Origin of the sequence: Nocardioides sp. JQ2195, assembly GCF_012272695.1 — a bacterium.
In the GTDB taxonomy this organism is placed as follows: domain Bacteria; phylum Actinomycetota; class Actinomycetes; order Propionibacteriales; family Nocardioidaceae; genus Nocardioides.
Map to the genome: position 1 here is coordinate 919,356 of NZ_CP050902.1, position 16,193 is coordinate 935,548.

Annotated in this window: 16 protein-coding genes; 5 read left to right on the top strand and 11 right to left on the bottom strand. The window is 70.0% G+C overall.

Going from position 1 to position 16,193, the window contains the following annotated elements:
• Positions 1-144: 144 nt before the first annotated feature.
• The 5 genes from ncot_RS04310 to ncot_RS04330 all read right to left on the bottom strand — a co-directional run bounded on the left by ncot_RS04310 (position 145) and on the right by ncot_RS04330 (position 5,651).
• Positions 145-1,302 carry a hypothetical protein gene (locus ncot_RS04310; RefSeq protein WP_168616497.1) on the bottom strand — a complete coding sequence of 386 codons (1,158 nt, stop codon included), beginning with the start codon at positions 1,300-1,302 and terminating at the stop codon, positions 145-147.
• Positions 1,303-1,313: 11 nt separating this feature from the next.
• Entirely contained in the window at positions 1,314-2,021 is a 708-nt protein-coding gene (locus ncot_RS04315) for a hypothetical protein (RefSeq protein ID WP_168616498.1), read from the bottom strand.
• Between the two features lie 11 nt (positions 2,022-2,032).
• Positions 2,033-3,277, bottom strand: coding sequence for a hypothetical protein (locus ncot_RS04320; RefSeq protein ID WP_168616499.1), 1,245 nt, complete (start codon positions 3,275-3,277; stop codon positions 2,033-2,035).
• Positions 3,278-3,280: 3 nt separating this feature from the next.
• Entirely contained in the window at positions 3,281-5,068 is a 1,788-nt protein-coding gene (locus ncot_RS04325; RefSeq protein ID WP_240938061.1) for a biotin carboxylase N-terminal domain-containing protein, read from the bottom strand.
• Positions 5,069-5,204: 136 nt separating this feature from the next.
• Positions 5,205-5,651, bottom strand: coding sequence for a MerR family DNA-binding transcriptional regulator (locus tag ncot_RS04330; RefSeq protein WP_168616501.1), 447 nt, complete (start codon positions 5,649-5,651; stop codon positions 5,205-5,207).
• A gap of 108 nt (positions 5,652-5,759) precedes the next feature.
• On the opposite strand from ncot_RS04330, the gene ncot_RS04335 reads away from it, so the two are divergent.
• Positions 5,760-6,947, top strand: a complete 1,188-nt coding sequence (locus ncot_RS04335; protein ID WP_168616502.1) for an acyl-CoA dehydrogenase family protein — start codon at positions 5,760-5,762, stop codon at positions 6,945-6,947.
• Between the two features lie 132 nt (positions 6,948-7,079).
• Positions 7,080-7,664 (top strand): GtrA family protein, encoded by a 585-nt coding sequence (locus tag ncot_RS04340; protein ID WP_168616503.1) that lies wholly within the window; start codon positions 7,080-7,082, stop codon positions 7,662-7,664.
• Here ncot_RS04340 and ncot_RS04345 read toward each other — a convergent pair.
• The 6 genes from ncot_RS04345 to ncot_RS04370 all read right to left on the bottom strand — a co-directional run bounded on the left by ncot_RS04345 (position 7,629) and on the right by ncot_RS04370 (position 13,869).
• Entirely contained in the window at positions 7,629-8,225 is a 597-nt protein-coding gene (locus ncot_RS04345) for a Maf family protein (RefSeq protein WP_168616504.1), read from the bottom strand. The two genes, ncot_RS04340 and ncot_RS04345, sit on opposite strands and share 36 nt — an antisense overlap.
• A gap of 7 nt (positions 8,226-8,232) precedes the next feature.
• Positions 8,233-9,915, bottom strand: coding sequence for a DUF885 domain-containing protein (locus tag ncot_RS04350; RefSeq protein ID WP_168616505.1), 1,683 nt, complete (start codon positions 9,913-9,915; stop codon positions 8,233-8,235).
• Positions 9,916-10,126: 211 nt separating this feature from the next.
• Entirely contained in the window at positions 10,127-10,705 is a 579-nt protein-coding gene (locus tag ncot_RS04355) for a hypothetical protein (protein WP_168619160.1), read from the bottom strand.
• Positions 10,706-10,784: 79 nt separating this feature from the next.
• Positions 10,785-11,810, bottom strand: a complete 1,026-nt coding sequence (locus ncot_RS04360; protein WP_168616506.1) for a P1 family peptidase — start codon at positions 11,808-11,810, stop codon at positions 10,785-10,787.
• 156 nt (positions 11,811-11,966) lie between these two features.
• Positions 11,967-12,194: an acyl-CoA carboxylase subunit epsilon gene (locus ncot_RS04365; RefSeq protein WP_206065145.1), complete on the bottom strand. Its 228-nt coding sequence runs from the start codon at positions 12,192-12,194 to the stop codon at positions 11,967-11,969.
• A gap of 55 nt (positions 12,195-12,249) precedes the next feature.
• The gene (locus ncot_RS04370; protein WP_168616507.1) at positions 12,250-13,869 is read right to left on the bottom strand and encodes an acyl-CoA carboxylase subunit beta; all 1,620 of its coding nucleotides are present in this window, start codon (positions 13,867-13,869) and stop codon (positions 12,250-12,252) included.
• A 45-nt stretch (positions 13,870-13,914) separates the two neighbouring features.
• On the opposite strand from ncot_RS04370, the gene ncot_RS04375 reads away from it, so the two are divergent.
• From ncot_RS04375 to ncot_RS04385, 3 genes are read left to right on the top strand one after another with little or no spacing between them, the layout of a single operon-like run.
• Entirely contained in the window at positions 13,915-14,679 is a 765-nt protein-coding gene (locus ncot_RS04375) for a biotin--[acetyl-CoA-carboxylase] ligase (protein ID WP_168616508.1), read from the top strand.
• 24 nt (positions 14,680-14,703) lie between these two features.
• A complete protein-coding gene (locus tag ncot_RS04380) occupies positions 14,704-15,213 on the top strand; it encodes a PH domain-containing protein (protein WP_168616509.1) in 510 nt (169 codons plus the stop codon).
• Positions 15,203-16,186 carry an adenylate/guanylate cyclase domain-containing protein gene (locus ncot_RS04385; protein WP_168616510.1) on the top strand — a complete coding sequence of 328 codons (984 nt, stop codon included), beginning with the start codon at positions 15,203-15,205 and terminating at the stop codon, positions 16,184-16,186. Before ncot_RS04380 ends, ncot_RS04385 begins: the two co-directional genes overlap by 11 nt.
• Positions 16,187-16,193 lie beyond the last annotated feature (7 nt).

Sequence of the window (16,193 nt, forward strand, 5' to 3'; positions counted from 1 at the left end):
GCTCAGCACGGGCATGGTGGGATGCGCTCCGGAGACGTCGAGCGCCGCACCGACGAGCCTCTCTCCTGGGAGGGAGCGAGGGGAGGGCCGCTCGGTTGCACCGGGCGGCCCTTTCAGAACGGCCCTCCGGGTCAGCGCCCCACGTCACCGGTGGTCGTGCAGCCGGACCATCAGGTCGGGCTCCAAGGCTCCGTAGCCGGTCGACGCCCACGGCTCGACCTCGGTCTCGAAGTAGTGGACCGGCCTGCCCTTGTGGACGACGTCGAGGATGTCGGGCACCTTCTTCCTCCGGAGCGCCTCGCGGCACTCGTCGCACACCGGGACCTCGAGGGTGCGGCCCTGCCACTCGATGCGCCGTCCCCTCCCAGCCTGGCCGTGCAGCGGGTTGAGGTAGCACGTGGCGGTCGGCTGCCACGCCTTCCCGCCACGGGCGCAGGCGAACGCCTCACGTCCGCGCTGGGTGAGCACGAGGGCTCCGACCACGTCGAGCTCGGCGGGCTCGTCGGGAGTGAGCAGTCGGCGCACGACGGCGTAGTGGTCGAGTGCTGCCTGCCACGAGTCGGCATCGTCGCCGGGCTCGATCTCCGCCTGGTCGAGCTGCTCACCCAGTGCTTGGGACTCGTCGCGGGCACGGGCCAGCAGCTCGCGTGCTCGAGCCGCGCGAATCCGGCGCATCGCCGACTTCGGCAGCGGTGCCGGCTTCCTGCGGAACGACACCGCCACGCGCCAGGCGACGAAGACCGCCAGCGCCGCCACCAGCACCGTGGTCAGGCCGCCGGGCAGCCATCCGTCATCGTCCTCGGGTCCGTCGCCGCGCGTCGCCGCCCCCTGTGCCAGCAGCTCGTCGTTCAGCTCGGCGACCTGGTCGGGATCCATGTCCAGCAGTTCGAGCGTGCGACCCATCGCCGACGGGATGTCTTGGTGCTCCTCCTGGTCGACCACCATCTCGACGGCCCACTCGGAGAGGTCGCCGTCGGCCTCGCCGGGGATGCCCCACTGCCGGCCGTCGACCTCGACGCTGGTGTGGTCGGTCGGCTCCAGCCTCGTCGTGGTGGAGAGGTAGATCCCCGGCTCCGGGTACTCGTCGTGCAAGCGGGTCAGCAGGTCCGAGGCCTTGCCGCCGTAGGTGTCGCTCTCGCGCAGCGGCCACACCACGACGTACGTCGGGTGCTCGGCACGCGCGGCCTCCTGCTCGAGGGCTGCTTCGTCCGCGGGAGTGACGAGGTCGGCGAGGGAGGGGTGGACGAAGACCCCGTCCTTGGCCAGCTCCTCGTGGATCCTCGCCAGGTCGTCCTGGTCCATCGCGTTGCTCCTCACCAGCGCCAGCCTCCGGGCAGGCGTCGCTTGGTCACCAGGACGATCAGTCCGTGGACCAGGCCGACGCCCAGCAGCACCCCGACGGCGTAGAGGGCACCGATCCCGATGCCGCCGCCGACTCCGCCGTAGTAGTCGAAGTCCTCGTTCGTGTCGGTCCACTCGACCTGCTCGTCGACCTGCCTGACCAGACGGGGGATGGTGATCGCGGGATCCCCGGCGAAGTCCTCGTGGGTCGAGATGGACGAGATGTAGCCGTTCCTGCCGTAGGTGTCGAGGGTGCCCTTCTCCGGCCCCTCCCACACCAGGTAGACGCCGTGGCCGCCGCCTTCCGCCAACCCGGCCTCGAGCTGCTGGACCAGGTCGAAACGCGATGCCCCGGCGAAGCTGGTCTCGGTCCAGACCACCACCTTGACCGGTGTGGTCGAGGCTGCGATTGCCCGGGCCACCTTCCGTTCCCCCGCCGGGTCGAGCAGGTCGCGGGCGTCGGGAGCGACGTTGACGCCGTCGTCGCGCAACCCGTCCAGTGCATGACGCACCCGGTCGACGCGCGCCTCGGGCGCCAACGCAGCAGCCCGGGCGGACACGGCGTCGGCTCGTCGGTCGTGCAGCACCTGGGTGGCGAGCACCGCCGATCCGGCGCCCAGCCCGCAGGCAACGACCAAGGACACCAGCCCGCGGAGCACTCGTCGGCGCGTGGCAGTCACCCCGGAGCCCGTCATCGCGGGACCTGCTTCCACCAGTCGCCGCCGAGCGACCCGAAGCCGCTCATCGCCCAGACCGTCGAGCCCTCGTAGTAGGGGCGTCGCCCGGCGAGCGTCTCCTCGGTGAGCGGCTCCAGCCCGGAGCCCCGCTCCAGGGACTTCGCGCAGGATCGGCACACCGGCACACTGACGCCGCCACCGAGCGGTGACCTGGTGTCGGCGAACCCATGGCGCGGGTCGACGTAGCAGCAGCGGTACTGCCCCTGCTCCCGGGTGAGGGCGTGCATGCCGGTGCGCGCCAGCACCAGTGCTCCCAGGACCTCGAGGAAGTCGTCGGACGCGATGCGTGGCTCGGCGCGGTCCAGGCACGTGGAGGCAACGTCGCGACGCTGCCAGTCGTCGAGCTCGTCGCCGCTGCCGAGCACGCCTGCGAGCGTGCGGGTCTCCGCCGTGGCCTTCGCCTGCCAGTGTCGCAGCTCCTCCCGTGGACCACGGACCGTCGACCGACCGACGGGCGACGAGGACGACCGGGAGGGAGACCGCGTGCTGGTGGCATCCTTGGAGCCGAGGGGTGGGTGCGTGGCGCCTCCGACGGCCTGCAGCAGTCGATAGGCGACCACCGCGACGCACAGCGCCGTCATCGTGGCCACGACCGCATAGAGGCCCGGTGTCGGCATCTCCGCGTCGTCGTGGATCCCGGTCCTGGTCTGGGTGCCCTGCCACGTCGAGGCGGTGTAGGCGTCGACCTGGGCCGGGCTGAGGGGATCGTCACGTCCGCCGGACAGCCCGGCGTTCACCGAGTCGAGCACCAGCCCTGCCTCGATCACGGGGGTGGAGAAGCAGTCGGCGCAGTCGGACCGGATCGCGGCAGCCACCTGGTCCTCGGCGCGGCTCACGGCCAGGGAGAGCTCGGTCTCGTCGTTGTCGACCTTCGGGTCGATGTCGCCGTAGACGGCCAGTGCGGTGTGTCCCGTGTCGGCGGTGGCCACGAACCAGACGCCGTCCTCGCCCGAGCGGGCGTGGAGCAACGTGAGCAGCTCCTCGGCGGTGTTGTCGGTCGTGAGGCCGACGGGTGCCTTGGTGAGCACCACGTGCACCGGGACCGGGCTCGTCGCGGCCTTGGCACCCAGCGCCTCGCGGATCGCCTCGGTGTGCCCGTTGCCCATGACCTCCTCGACCAGGACCGGGTCCTGGTCGAGGTGCGCCACGATCTCGGCGACGGTGCCGGCGAAGTCCTGCTCAGTGGCCGCAGAGGCCACGGGTCAGTCCTTGAGCTCGCAGATCACTGCGCCCTGGGTGACGGTGGCGCCCACCTCGGCCTCGAGAGATGTCACGGTTCCGGCCTTGTGCGCCTTGATCGGCTGCTCCATCTTCATCGCCTCGATCACGACGACGACGTCACCCTCGGCGACGCTGGCGCCCTCCTCGACGGCCACCTTCACGATGGTGCCCTGCATGGGGGAGGTGACCGCGTCACCGGAGGCTGCGGCGCCGGCCTTCTTGGCCTTGCGCTTCGGCTTCTTGGCACCGCCGCCGGAACCAGCTGCAGCCAGGCCTCCCAGCCCACCGGGCAGGACGACCTCGAGACGCTTGCCGCCGACCTCGACGGTGACCTTCTGGCGCTCCTCGGGCTCGTCGGCCTCGGCCGTGGCTCCGGACCAGGCCGGGATCTGGTTGTCGAAGTCGGTCTCGATCCACGTGGTGTAGACCGTGAACTCGCCCTCGCCTGACGGGTTCGAGGCGCCGACGTACGCCGGGTCGTCGAGCACGACCTCGTCGAAGGTCAACGCGGTCGGCATGCCGTCGACACGGAACTCGGAGATCGCACGACGCGAGCGCTCGATGGCCTGGGTGCGGTCCTTGCCGGTCACGATCAGCTTGGCGACCAGGGAGTCGAACGAGCCGGGGACGGTCTCGCCCACCTCGTAGCCGGAGTCCAGGCGGATGCCGGGGCCGCTCGGGGGCGCCCACTCGGTCAGGGTGCCGGGGGCGGGCATGAAGTTGTTGCCCGGATCCTCGGCGTTGACCCGGAACTCGATGGAGTGGCCCCTGACCTCGGGGTCGTCGTAGCCGAGCTCCTCGCCGGCCGCGATGCGGAACATCTCGCGGACCAGGTCGATCCCGGTGACCTCCTCGGAGACACAGTGCTCGACCTGCAGACGGGTGTTGACCTCGAGGAACGAGATGGTGCCGTCGGCCGCGACCAGGAACTCGCACGTTCCGGCGCCGACGTAGCCGGCCTCCTTCAGGATCGCCTTCGATGACTCGTAGAGGCGCTGGTTCTGCTCGTCGGTGAGGAACGGCGCGGGTGCTTCCTCGACCAGCTTCTGGTGGCGGCGCTGCAGGGAGCAGTCGCGGGTGGAGACCACCACGACGTTGCCGTGCTGGTCGGCCAGGCACTGGGTCTCGACGTGGCGGGGGCGGTCGAGGAACTTCTCGACGAGGCACTCGCCACGGCCGAAGGCGCTGATCGCCTCACGGGTCGCGGACTCGAAGAGCTCGGGGATCTCCTCGAGCGTGCGGGCGACCTTGAGGCCACGACCGCCGCCGCCGAAGACTGCCTTGATGGCAACGGGGAGGCCGTGCTCCTTGGCGAACGCGACGATCTCGTCGGGGCCCTCGACGGCGTCCTTGAGGCCGGGGGCCAAGGGGGCGCCGGCGGCGAGGGCGATCTGCTTGGCCTTGGCCTTGTCACCGAGGCCCTCGATGGCCGCGGGGCTGGGGCCGATCCAGATCAGGCCGGCGTCGAGCACGGCCTGCGCGAACTCGGCGTTCTCGGCGAGGAATCCGTAGCCGGGGTGCACGGAGTCCGCACCGGACTCCTTGGCCACGTTGATGATCTTGGCGATGTCGAGGTAGCTGTCGGCGGGCGTCGCTCCGTTGAGGGAGTGCGCCTCGTCGGCCTGGCGCACGAACAGTGCGTCACGATCCGGCTCGGCATAGACGGCGACCGAGCTGATCCCGGCGTCCTTGCAGGCACGGATGACGCGCACGGCGATCTCGCCTCGGTTGGCGATGAGGACCTTCTGCAACGGCTTGATCTCGGGCACGGATTCTCCTCGACTGCTCACAGGTTCGTGGGTGACCGGCATCGGGCACCACTCACGGAGTCTAGGGGCAGAGCGGCGAAGGGTGATGACCGGTTCCGGGTGGTGGATCTCTCGCGGTTGGTGTGCCCGCCCCGACTCACAGGGGCGCGGCCTCGTGCGCGGGTGGCTCGTCGTCGCGGGAGGGCCGGCGCCGTTTCCTCCCGACCAGCTGGCCGAGGTCCTCGCGACAGCGAGCCTCGATGCCGTCGAGGTCGGCGATCGTGGCGTCGATGTCACGGCGCTGCTGCTCCAGCGCGCGCCGGCGTACGTCGCACTGGTCGATGAGGTAGTTGAGCTGGCCCGCCTCGCCCGGCGGTTCGTCGTACATGTTGACGATCACCGAGATCTCGTCGAGGGAGAAGCCGACCCGTTTTCCCCGCAGGATCAGCTCGAGACGGATCCTGTCGCGCTGGTGGTACTCCCGGGCGACACCCACACGCACCGGGTGCAGCAACCCGAGGTCCTCGTAGTGGCGCAGGGTGCGCAGGCTGACGGCGTACTCGTCGGCGAGCTGGCGGATCGTCCAGGTGGTCACCACCGGCATCGCCGTCCTTCGGTCGTCGAGCTGGTCTCGACCTTGCTTTACGTCAACGTAAGCGTAGGAGCATGGTGGACGTACGTCGACAGATTTCCCATGAAGAGGTAGGCAGTGATGTCAGGGTCGTTCGAGTTGTCCCGTGAGCACGAAGAGTTCCGCCGGTCCGTCCGCGACTTCGCCGAGGCCGAGATCGCGCCGCACGTCGCGCAGTGGGACAAGGACCACCACTTCCCGGTCGATGTCGTGCACAAGATGGGTGACCTCGGCCTGTTCGGCCTGACCGCTCCCGAGGAGTTCGGCGGAGCGGGGCTGGCTCCCGAGGACGGCCCGTTCACCTCGCTGTGCCTGGCCATCGAGGAGCTCGGCCGGATCGACCAGTCGATGGGCATCACGCTCGAGGCCGGCGTCGGTCTCGGCATCAACCCGATCCTGACCTTCGGCGACGACGCGCAGAAGCAGGCCCACCTGCCCGACCTCGTGGCCGGCAGGAAGCTGGCCGGCTTCGGTCTCACCGAGCCGGGTGCCGGCTCCGATGCGGGCGCCACCAAGACCAAGGCCGAGCTGGTCGGCGACGAGTGGGTCGTCAACGGGGCCAAGCAGTTCATCACCAACTCCGGCTCCGAGATCACCTCGCTCGTCACGGTGACGGCCCGCACCGGCACCCGCGACAACGGCAGTGCCGAGATCAGCACCATCATCGTTCCCGCCGGGACGCCCGGGTTCACCGCGGAGAAGGCCTACGACAAGCTCGGCTGGCACATCTCCGACACCCACCCGCTGTCCTTCGAGGACGTGCACGTCCCCTCGACGAACCTCCTCGGTGAGCGCGGGCGTGGCTTTGCCCAGTTCCTGGCCACGCTGGACGACGGCCGGGTCGCCATCGCAGCCCTGGCCGTCGGCCTGATCGAGGCCTGCCGCGACCTCTGCGTGGAGTACGCCCTCGACCGGCAGACGATGGGTGGTCCGATCGGTCGCAAGCAGGGCGTGGCCTTCCAGATCGCCGACCTCGACGTGATGCTGCAGGCCGGGCGGCTGCTGACCTACAAGGCTGCCGCGATGAAGGACGCCGGGGCCTCGCAGAAGGACTTCAAGCAGGCTGCGTCGATCGCCAAGCTCCACACCTCGGAGTCGGCGGTGACCGCGACCCGCATCGCCACCCAGGTCTTCGGCGGCTACGGCTTCATGGAGGAGTACCCGGTGGCCCGCTTCTACCGCGACGCCAAGATCCTCGAGATCGGTGAGGGCACCTCCGAGGTGCAGCGCATGCTGATCGCACGCGGACTGGGCCTGCCGGTCGAGTGACGGGATGGTGACGTCGTCGCGCTGAGCCCGCCACCCGCCACACCGCGGCTCGCGCAGCGACTCCGCATCGAGCTCGCCGTTCGGCGTATCGGCCGGTGAGGCAACGAAAGCCGCGTCCTTCGAGTAATCTCGATGACCATGGGACCACGCGCGAAGCGTCTCCTCGACGAGACACTGCGCTTCCTCGCCGTCGGTGGGGTGGCGACCTTCGTGGCGTTCCTGCTGTTCAACTTCCTCGTGCACGGTTTCTCGATCACCGACGAGCCGTGGATGAACGAGCAACCGACGATGGCCTACGTGCTGGCCAACACGATCGGCATGGTGATCAGCTATCGCGGCACCCGCAGCTGGGCGTTCAAGAACCGCGAGACGGCCCACGCGGACGGCGGCCGCACGGCGTACCTCGTGATCAACGTGGCCACGATGGCGCTACCGATCGGCTGCCTGTGGATCAGCCGCAACCTGCTCGACCACGACTCCGCGTTCGCCGACAACATCGCGGCCAACGTGGTCGGCCTGGGTCTCGGCATGGTGGCCCGGTTCTACCTCTTCCGCCAGGTGATCTTCAGCCAGAAGAACTACGCGCCGGCCACCTTGGCCGGCACCAGTGCGATGCCGCTGCCGGGCAACTGCGTGTTGCCCCGGGGCGCTGCCCGCCAGCTCGATGACGCGACCGGTGACTCAGGATCGCCAGAGGTCGACCCACGACTCTCCTAGCTCGGCGAGCATGTCGCGCAGCAACGGCAGGCTGAGGCCGACGACGTTGTGGTGGTCGCCCTCGACGTGTGTGACGAAGGCGCCGCCGAGGCCGTCGATGGTGAACGCTCCGGCCACGTGCAGTGGCTCACCGGTGGCGACGTACGCCGCGATCTCGGCGTCGGTGACGTGGGCGAAGTGCACGGTGGTTGCTGCGGCTGCGGCGGCCACCCGACCCGATGCGAGGTGGTGCAGCGCGTGGCCGGTGTGCAGGACCCCGGCGCGTCCGCGCATCTCCAGCCAACGGCTCGTGGCCTCCTCGGGGGAGCCGGGCTTGCCCAGGGCCAACCCGTCGAGCTCGAGGACCGAGTCACAGCCCAGCACGAGCCGGTCCCCGGTCAGCTGACCGGCGACAGCAGCCGCCTTGAGCTCGGCCAGCTGGAGGGCGAGCTCGCTCGGCGGCAACCCGTCGAGCTGGGACTCGTCGACCCCGGAGACGATCACCTCGGGGTCGACACCGGCGGCCTGCAGGACGGCCAGTCGGGCGGGTGACTTCGAGGCCAGGACCAGTCGTTGTGCCATCCGTCCCTCAGATCCGGGCCAGGGCGGACTTGAGCGGGTCCAGCCCGAGTGAGCCGAGGTTGAGCGCGGCGGTGTGGAACTCCTTGAGGTCGAAGTCGGCGCCCTTGCGTGCCTTCGCCTCGTCGCGGGCATCGAGCCAGATCCGCTCGCCGACCTTGTAGGACGGGGCCTGGCCCGGCCAGCCGAGGTATCGGTTGACCTCGAACACGATGGTGGGGTCGTCCATCCGGCAGTGCTGGCGCATGAACTCCAGGCCCAGGGCCGGCGTCCACGTCTCACCGGGGTGGAAGCCGAAGGGGTTGTCCTTCGGGATCTCGAGCTCGAGGTGCATGCCGATGTCGACGATCACCCGGGCGGCGCGGAAGCCCTGGCCGTCGAGCATGCCGAGCTTGTCGGCGGGGTCCGCGAGGTGGCCGAGGTCGTCCATCAGCCGTTCGGCGTACAGCGCCCAGCCCTCGCCGTGGCCGCTGACCCAGCACATCAGCCGCTGCCAACGGTTGAGCAGCTCCTTGCGGTAGGTGGTCTGGCCGACCTGCAGGTGGTGGCCGGGCACTCCCTCGTGGAAGACCGTGGTGACCTCGCGCCACGGCGAGAAGCTGTCGATGCCGTCGGGCACGGACCACCACATGCGACCCGGGCGGGTGAAGTCCTCCGAAGGACCGGTGTAGTAGATGCCGCCGTCGTTGGTCGGGGCCAGCATGCACTCGATGCGCCGGATCGGCTCGGGGATGTCGAAGTGGGTGCCGGCCATCTCGGACAGCGTCCTGTCAGCGAGCTGTTGCATCCACTGCCGGAACTCCTCGCGACCTTCGATGCGGCGCGCGGGATCGGCGTCGAGGTGGGCGACGGCCTCGTCGATGCTGCTCCCGGGGAGGATCAGGTTCGAGGTCGTGGTCATCTCGTCCTCGATGCGCTTGAGCTCCTCCCAGCCCCACGCGTAGGTCTGCTCGAGATCGACCGTGGCGCCGAGGAACTGGCGCGAGGCCAACGAGTAGTGCTCGCGGCCGACGGCTTCGTTGCTGCGGCCCCGCGGCTCCATCTCGTCCTCGAGGAACACGCCGAAGTCAGCCATCGCACGGGTCGCGGCGCGGGCGTTGACGCCGAGCTCGTCCTTGAGCGCGCCGTCGACGTCGCACCCCTTCACGAGATCTCCGAAGAAGTCTCCGCCCTTGCCTTCCTGGCCGGTCCAGTTGCGCACCTGGGTGGCCACCTCGGCGTACTGCCGCGCGGCAGCGACGTTGCCCTTGTTCGCCTCCTCGGCCAGCGTGATCCGGTAGCCCTGCAGGGCCTGGGGGACGGCGGCGACGCGGGCGTTGAGGTTGCTCCACGCCTCCTCGCCATCGGACGGCATCAGGTCGAAGACCTGGCGGATCTCGTGCAGCCCGCTGCTGATCACCGAGAAGTCGCTGCGGTTGAGCCCGGCGTCGACCATCTCGACGTCGAGGCCGAGGCGTTCGAGGAACGCGTCACGCGCGACCGCCTCCCGCTCGTCACTGGGCGACGCACTCGTGGCGTCCGCGAGCGCCGTGCGGGTCAGCTGCTCGCGGGCGGCGAACCCGTCGGGGGAGAGGTCGGTCAGCGCGTCGTCGTGCCCGGCGATGCCGAGGTAGGTGGCGCTGATCGGGTCGAGGGCGGCGTACTCCTCGACGAAGCGGTCGGCAAGGGCATCGACGGGTCGCTGTTCAGTCACACCGCCCACCCTAGTGCTCCCGTTTTCCGGGGTACCCGGGGAGCAGGAACCGCCCGGCCGACATTCCGGCCGGGCGGTGCACGTCCTGGCCGGGAGGCTGCGAGGCCACCGGACGCGCAGGTCGAGGCTCGCCGGGGACGGTCACCCGTGGCACCCGGTCTCCGGATCCCATCTCGGGCCCATCTCGGGTCCTTCTCGGGCCGGCGTCGGGTCAGTCACGCGACCGCAGGTGCCTGAGCAGGGCCCGGCCTCGTGGTGAGAGTCGGTAACCCGGCCGCAGGCTCTCGGTCAGGCCCAGTTCCTTGAGCCGGCGGATGTCCGCCTTGAACGGCAGCTTCGTGCGACCGACGTCTGCGGCGATCGTCTCGGCCAGCTCACCGGGCCGTGCGGCGATCAGCTCGAGGTGGGAGCGGGTCCAGGGACCGTGCTTGCTGCGCGCGTCCATCGCTGCCAACCGGTCCACGAGCTCGGCACGCTGCTTCGGTCCGAGCCGGTTCTTCTCCCTCAGCGCCACCCGCTCGTCGGCGCCGGCGAAGCTCATCCTGATCCGGTAGACGTCGCCCTCCTTGCGGGACAGGCGCTCGAGGAGCTCGTCGAGCGGCAACCCCGAGCGGCGGGCCTCGTCCTCGGTGATCCGGCCGGGGTCGACCACGTCGACCGCATCGAAGCGGATCACTCCGACCGGCGTGCGTTGTGATCCGCCGACCCGATGCATCGGCCGGTTCCACCGGCGGAAGGCCAGGTCGAGCTCGCCGGCCACGATGCCGTCCTGGATCGCGCGAGGAATCATCACGCGGACCATCCTGCCCGCTTGCGGCTCCCACGTCGCGTGCGCGGCATCCCGGTGCCGTGCGCAACGGAGGGCGAGCTCAGGCAGTGTCAGGGGGGAGCAGTGCCGAGGGGAAGGCGTCGCGGTAGCTGCGCATGCCACCGGCCGACTCGGCAGCGAGCACGGCCCGGGCCACGGCGCGCGTCACGCAGTCACCAGCCGGGCCGAGCATGGCCTGCAGGGCCAGCACGCCGGTGGGCTCGCCGGAGCCCGTGGCCATCGCGAAGATGGTGTCGCCGTCGAACATGGTGTGCACCGGGTTGATCGCGCGGGCGAGTCCGTCGTGGCCGATCCCGGCGAGCTTCGCGCACTGGGCCTTGGTCAGGGTGGCATCGGTGGCGATCACGCCGATGGTCGTGGCCAGGGGCGGCTTGACCGGCGCCGGGTCCTGGGCGGCGGCCCCGCGGGCGTCGTCGAGCTCGGCCGGAGCAGGAAGGCGGAGTGGGGGCAGGTCGCCGGGCAGGCAGTGGCGGGCGGCGTAGAGCTCTCCGGTGGTGGGATCGACCGCCGAGCCGACGGCGTTCACCGCGACGAGCGCGCCGATCGTCGTGCCGTCGTCGAGGCGCACCGACGCCGAGCCGATGCCTCCCTTCAGCCCACCGACTCGCGCGCCGGTCCCGGCCCCGTGCGTGCCCAGTCGTACGTCGGCAGCCGCGGCGTCGTAGGCCCGCGCACCCAGCTCGGCATCGGGGTGATGGGCGAACGTGCCACCACGTCCCAGGTCGAAGAGCACCGCGGCCGGAACGATCGGCACCACCTCGCCCGGACCGCCCATCGGGAAGCCGATCCCGTCGCGCAACAGTCGTTGGACCACTCCGTCGACCGAGGCCAGGCCCAGCGCGGAACCACCACTGAGCACGATCGCCTGCACCCGCTCGACCAGGTTGCGTGGGTCGAGCAGGTCGGTCTCGCGGGTGCCCGGTCCACCACCGCGTACGTCGACTCCGCCGACCGCACCCTCCGGCGGTGCGAGCACGACCGTCGTGCCGCTCAACCAGCCGTCGCCGATGCGCTCGGCCTGGCCCACCCGGATGCCCGGGACGTCGGTGATGCTGTTCGTGGTCACCCACCCAGTATGGCCACGACCGGGAGTCAGGCGGTGCGACCTTGGCCGGCCCTGCCTGCGGGCGCCGGGGCGCAGCTCAACTGAAATGCGACAACGTGTGGGATCCGACGTACCAGGTACGTCGGATCCCACACGTTGTCGTCGGTGGGTCCAGGATCAGCGGGGCAGACCGCTGGAGCGCCAGCCACCCGGTCCGTGGGGGTGGTTGACGCGCACCCGACGGTGCAGCGCCGACCACTCCGAGCCGCGCTTCTTCTTCGGTTCCTCGGCGGTTCCGAGCGACGAGAAGACCGCCACCAGCGCGGCGATCTCCTCCGGAGTCGCGTCGGGGTTGACGACCTTCAGCATCGGCTGGGTCGTGCCTGCTCCGGTCTCGTCACTCACAGCTCCGCCCTCCTGGTGGCGTCGTACGCCGGGATCCGGCCGCGCGGGCTCCCACTCACAGCGGGATGTTCCCGTGCTTCTTGGCGGGCAGGATCTCCCGCTTCGAACGGAGCAGGCGCAGTCCGCGAACGATCTCGGTGCGGGTTTCGTGGGGCATGATCACGGTGTCGACGTAGCCACGCTCGGCGGCGATGTAGGGGTTGGCCAGCGTGGTCTCGTACTCGTCGACCAGCTCGGCACGACGTGCCTCGACGTCGCCGCCCTCGGCCTCGACGGCCGCCAGCGTCTTGCGGTGCACGATGTTGGCCGCACCCTGGGCGCCCATCACGGCGATCTGGGCGGTCGGCCACGCGACGTTGAGGTCGGCACCGAGGTGCTTGGAGCCCATCACGTCGTAGGCGCCGCCGTAGGCCTTGCGGGTGATCGTCGTGATCAGCGGGACCGTGGCCTCGGCGTAGGCGTAGATCAGCTTCGCGCCGCGGCGGATGATGCCGTTCCACTCCTGGTCGGTGCCGGGCAGGAAGCCGGGCACGTCGACGAAGGTGAGGACCGGGATGTTGAAGGCGTCGCAGGTGCGCACGAAGCGTGCGGCCTTCTCCGAGGCGTCGATGTCGAGGCAGCCGGCGAACTGCATCGGCTGGTTGGCGACGACGCCCACCGGGTGGCCCTCGACGCGGCCGTAGCCCACGATGATGTTCGGTGCGAACATCGACTGCACCTCGAGGAACTCCTCGTCGTCGAGGACGTTCTCGATGACCGTGTGCATGTCGTAGGGCTGGTTGGGGGAGTCCGGGATCAGCGTGTCGAGGGTCTTGTCGAGGTCTGAGATTTCAAGGACGTCGGCCGCTGCGCCGGGTTCTGGGTCGAACGCCGGGGGCTCGTCGAGGTTGTTCTGCGGCAGGTAGGCCAGCAGTGCCTTCACGTACTCGAAGGCGTCCTCCTCGTCGGAGGCCATGTAGTGCGCGTTGCCGGACTTGGTGTTGTGGGTTCGCGCGCCGCCGAGCTCCTCCATCGTCACGTCCTCACCGGTGACGGTCTTGATGACGTCGGGGCCGGTGATGAACATGCCGGAGGTGCCGTCGACCATGATCGTGAAGTCGGTGACCGCGGGGGAGTAGACGTGCCCGCCGGCGCAGTTGCCCATGATCATCGAGATCTGGGGGATGACGCCGGAGGCGTGCACGTTGCGCTTGAAGATCTCGCCGTAGAGGCCGAGCGAGACCACACCCTCCTGGATGCGGGCTCCGGCGCCTTCGTTGATGCCGATGATCGGGGAGCCGGTCTTGATGGCGAGGTCCATCACCTTGGTGATCTTCTCGCCGTAGACCTCGCCGAGGGAGCCTCCGAAGACGGTGAAGTCCTGGGAGAACACGCAGACCTGGCGGCCGTCGACCGTGCCGTAGCCGGTGACGACGCCGTCGCCGTAGGGACGGTTCTGCTCGAGGCCGAAGGCCGTGGAGCGGTGGCGGGCCAGCTCGTCGATCTCGACGAAGGACCCCTCGTCGAAGAGCAGCTCGATGCGCTCCCGGGCGGTCTTGCGTCCCTTGGCATGCTGCTTCTCGACAGCCTTGGCGCTGCCTGCGTGCACGGCTTCGTCGAGCCGACGCTCGAGATCCTGGAGCTTGCCGGCCGTCGTGTGGACGTCGATCTGCGGCTCATTCTCGGCTGTGGTCATAGTGGTGCTGGCCTCCTCGCGTGGTCGTGGGCCAATCTAGTGCCCATGACCACGAGCCCCCACCCGCGCCCACCCCTTGACCCCGATCGGCTCCCGTCGCGGGTGGAGATCCTGGCCACGGCCGGGTCCACGAACGCCGAGCTGGCCGACCGCGCCCGGGCCGGTGCAGACGACGGGAGCGTGGTCGTCACCGAGCACCAGACGGCGGGCCGCGGACGCCTCGACCGGGTCTGGGAGACCCCGCCGCGTGCCTGCCTGACCTTCTCGCTCCTGCACCGCCCCGACCTGCCGCCCGCCAGCTGGCCCTGGATCCCGCTGGCCGTCGGGGTCGCCGTCCACTCGGCGCTCGTCGGGTCCGTCCCGGGCATCGGGCTCAAGTGGCCCAACGACGTCCTGGTCGAGGGACGCAAGCTGGCCGGCATCCTCGTGGAGCGCAACGAGACCCCACAGGGTCCGGCGGCCGTCATCGGCATCGGGCTGAACGTCTCCTTGGGCCGGGACGAGCTCCCCGTCGCCACCGCGACATCGCTGGCCCTCGAGACGGGGGAGGTGCCCGATCGCACCGCCCTGCTCAACACCCTGCTGGCGTCACTCGAGAGGACGATGGCCGGGCTCGACGACCTCGGGACGGTGCGGACGGCGTACGCCGCCGCCTGCGTGACGCTGGGCCGCGAGGTGCGGGTGGAGCTGCCGTCGGCCGAGCCGCTGGAGGGGCGTGCCAGCCGGCTGGACGCCGGTGGCCAGCTCGTCGTGGAGTCGACCTCCGGACCGGTCACGGTGGGCGCAGGTGACGTCATCCACGTGCGGTGACCGATTGTTTGACATGATCTGTCCGTGGCCATCTCTCAGAAGCTCCTCAACGAGGGCGAACACGTCATCGTGACGACCCGAACCCACGTCAAGGCACTCTTCCTGCCGATCATCGTGCTGCTGGTGACGCTCGCCCTCGCGATCTACCTCGGCACCTTCGGCGACGGCACCACCGGCAAGGTGATCGACATCGCCGTGTGGGTGATCGCGGCAGTCGTCATCGTCTGGTGGGTGGTGCGTCCGTTCCTGTCGTGGCTGACGACCTCCTACACCTTCACCAACCGGCGCTTCCTGGCCCGCTCGGGCTTCATCGCCAAGGAGGGCCGCACGATCCCGCTCAACCGGATCAGCGGTGTCGACTTCGAGATCGGCGTCGTCGACCGCATCTTCGGCTGCGGCACCCTGGTGGTCTCCGACGCGAGCGAGCAGGGGCGGGTCGAGCTCCACGACATCCCACGCGTCGAGCAGGTCCAGCTGAAGGTGTCCGACGAGCTGCACCGCCTGTCGGAGCAGCGCCACGACGATGGCGCCTGACGCTGGCCGACCCCTCACCCGCGACGACCTGGTGCGGGCCATCCTGGGGACGGACCCCGAGTACACCTCCGACGAGATCGCCCGGGTCGCCGAGGTCGATGTCGATGTGACCCGCCGCCTGTGGCGGGCACTCGGCTTCCCGGAGTACGACGAGGCCGAGGTCGCCTTCACCCGGGCGGACGTGGATGCGCTCAGCCTGCTGCAGTCCACCGTCGATGCCGAGGTCATCGACTTCGACACCGCGCTGAACCTCACCCGGGCGCTCGGCACCACGATGGCCCGCCTGGCCGACTGGGAGGTGGCCGCGTTGGTGCCCCAGCTGCCCGGGGGAGAGGGAACGGCGCAGACGCGTCTCGCGGCCGCTCTGGCCCTCCTCGCGAACGTCGGGGAGCCATTCGAGCACCTGCTCATCTATGCCTTTCGGCGGCACCTCGCCGCGGCGGTCTCCCGGATCGAGTCCCTGGGCTCGGACGACGAGGAGCTCAAGACCACGGAGGTCACCGTCGGCTTCGCCGACATCGTCGCGTTCACCGCGCTGTCCAACGAGATCGGCGAGGAACGGGTCGGCGACCTCGTCGAGGTGTTCGAGTCGCGGTGCCACGACGTCGTCTCGTCCCGTGGAGGACGCGTCATCAAGAGCCTGGGTGACTCGGTGCTGTTCATCTCCGACGACCCGGTCCGCGCGCTCGAGATCGCCGACGGGATCATCGGGGTGATCGGCCGCGACCCCCGGATGCCCGACGTACGCCTCGGCCTGGCCAGCGGTGGCGTGGTGATGCGCATGGGAGACGTCTTCGGCCCGCCGGTGAACCTCGCCGCCCGGCTGACCGCGGTGGCCCGACGCAACCGGGTGATCGTGGACGAGGCCACGTCGGCCATGCTGCCCGAGGATCGTTTCGACACGCGGGCGCTGCCGGCTCGGCCGTTGCGTGGCTTCGGCCTGGTCGAACCGATCGCGGTCCGCGTCCTGTGACTCGATA

What these genes read in the sequence shown, in the direction of transcription:
- ncot_RS04370 (WP_168616507.1), bottom strand. Translation starts at nt 13,869, where the DNA reads ATGACCACAGCCGAGAATGAGCCGCAGATCGACGTCCACACGACGGCC.
- ncot_RS04385 (WP_168616510.1), top strand. Translation starts at nt 15,203, where the DNA reads ATGGCGCCTGACGCTGGCCGACCCCTCACCCGCGACGACCTGGTGCGG.
- ncot_RS04375 (WP_168616508.1), top strand. Translation starts at nt 13,915, where the DNA reads ATGACCACGAGCCCCCACCCGCGCCCACCCCTTGACCCCGATCGGCTC.
- ncot_RS04335 (WP_168616502.1), top strand. Translation starts at nt 5,760, where the DNA reads ATGTCAGGGTCGTTCGAGTTGTCCCGTGAGCACGAAGAGTTCCGCCGG.
- ncot_RS04330 (WP_168616501.1), bottom strand. Translation starts at nt 5,651, where the DNA reads ATGCCGGTGGTGACCACCTGGACGATCCGCCAGCTCGCCGACGAGTAC.
- ncot_RS04340 (WP_168616503.1), top strand. Translation starts at nt 7,080, where the DNA reads ATGACCATGGGACCACGCGCGAAGCGTCTCCTCGACGAGACACTGCGC.
- ncot_RS04310 (WP_168616497.1), bottom strand. Translation starts at nt 1,302, where the DNA reads ATGGACCAGGACGACCTGGCGAGGATCCACGAGGAGCTGGCCAAGGAC.
- ncot_RS04355 (WP_168619160.1), bottom strand. Translation starts at nt 10,705, where the DNA reads ATGATTCCTCGCGCGATCCAGGACGGCATCGTGGCCGGCGAGCTCGAC.
- ncot_RS04345 (WP_168616504.1), bottom strand. Translation starts at nt 8,225, where the DNA reads ATGGCACAACGACTGGTCCTGGCCTCGAAGTCACCCGCCCGACTGGCC.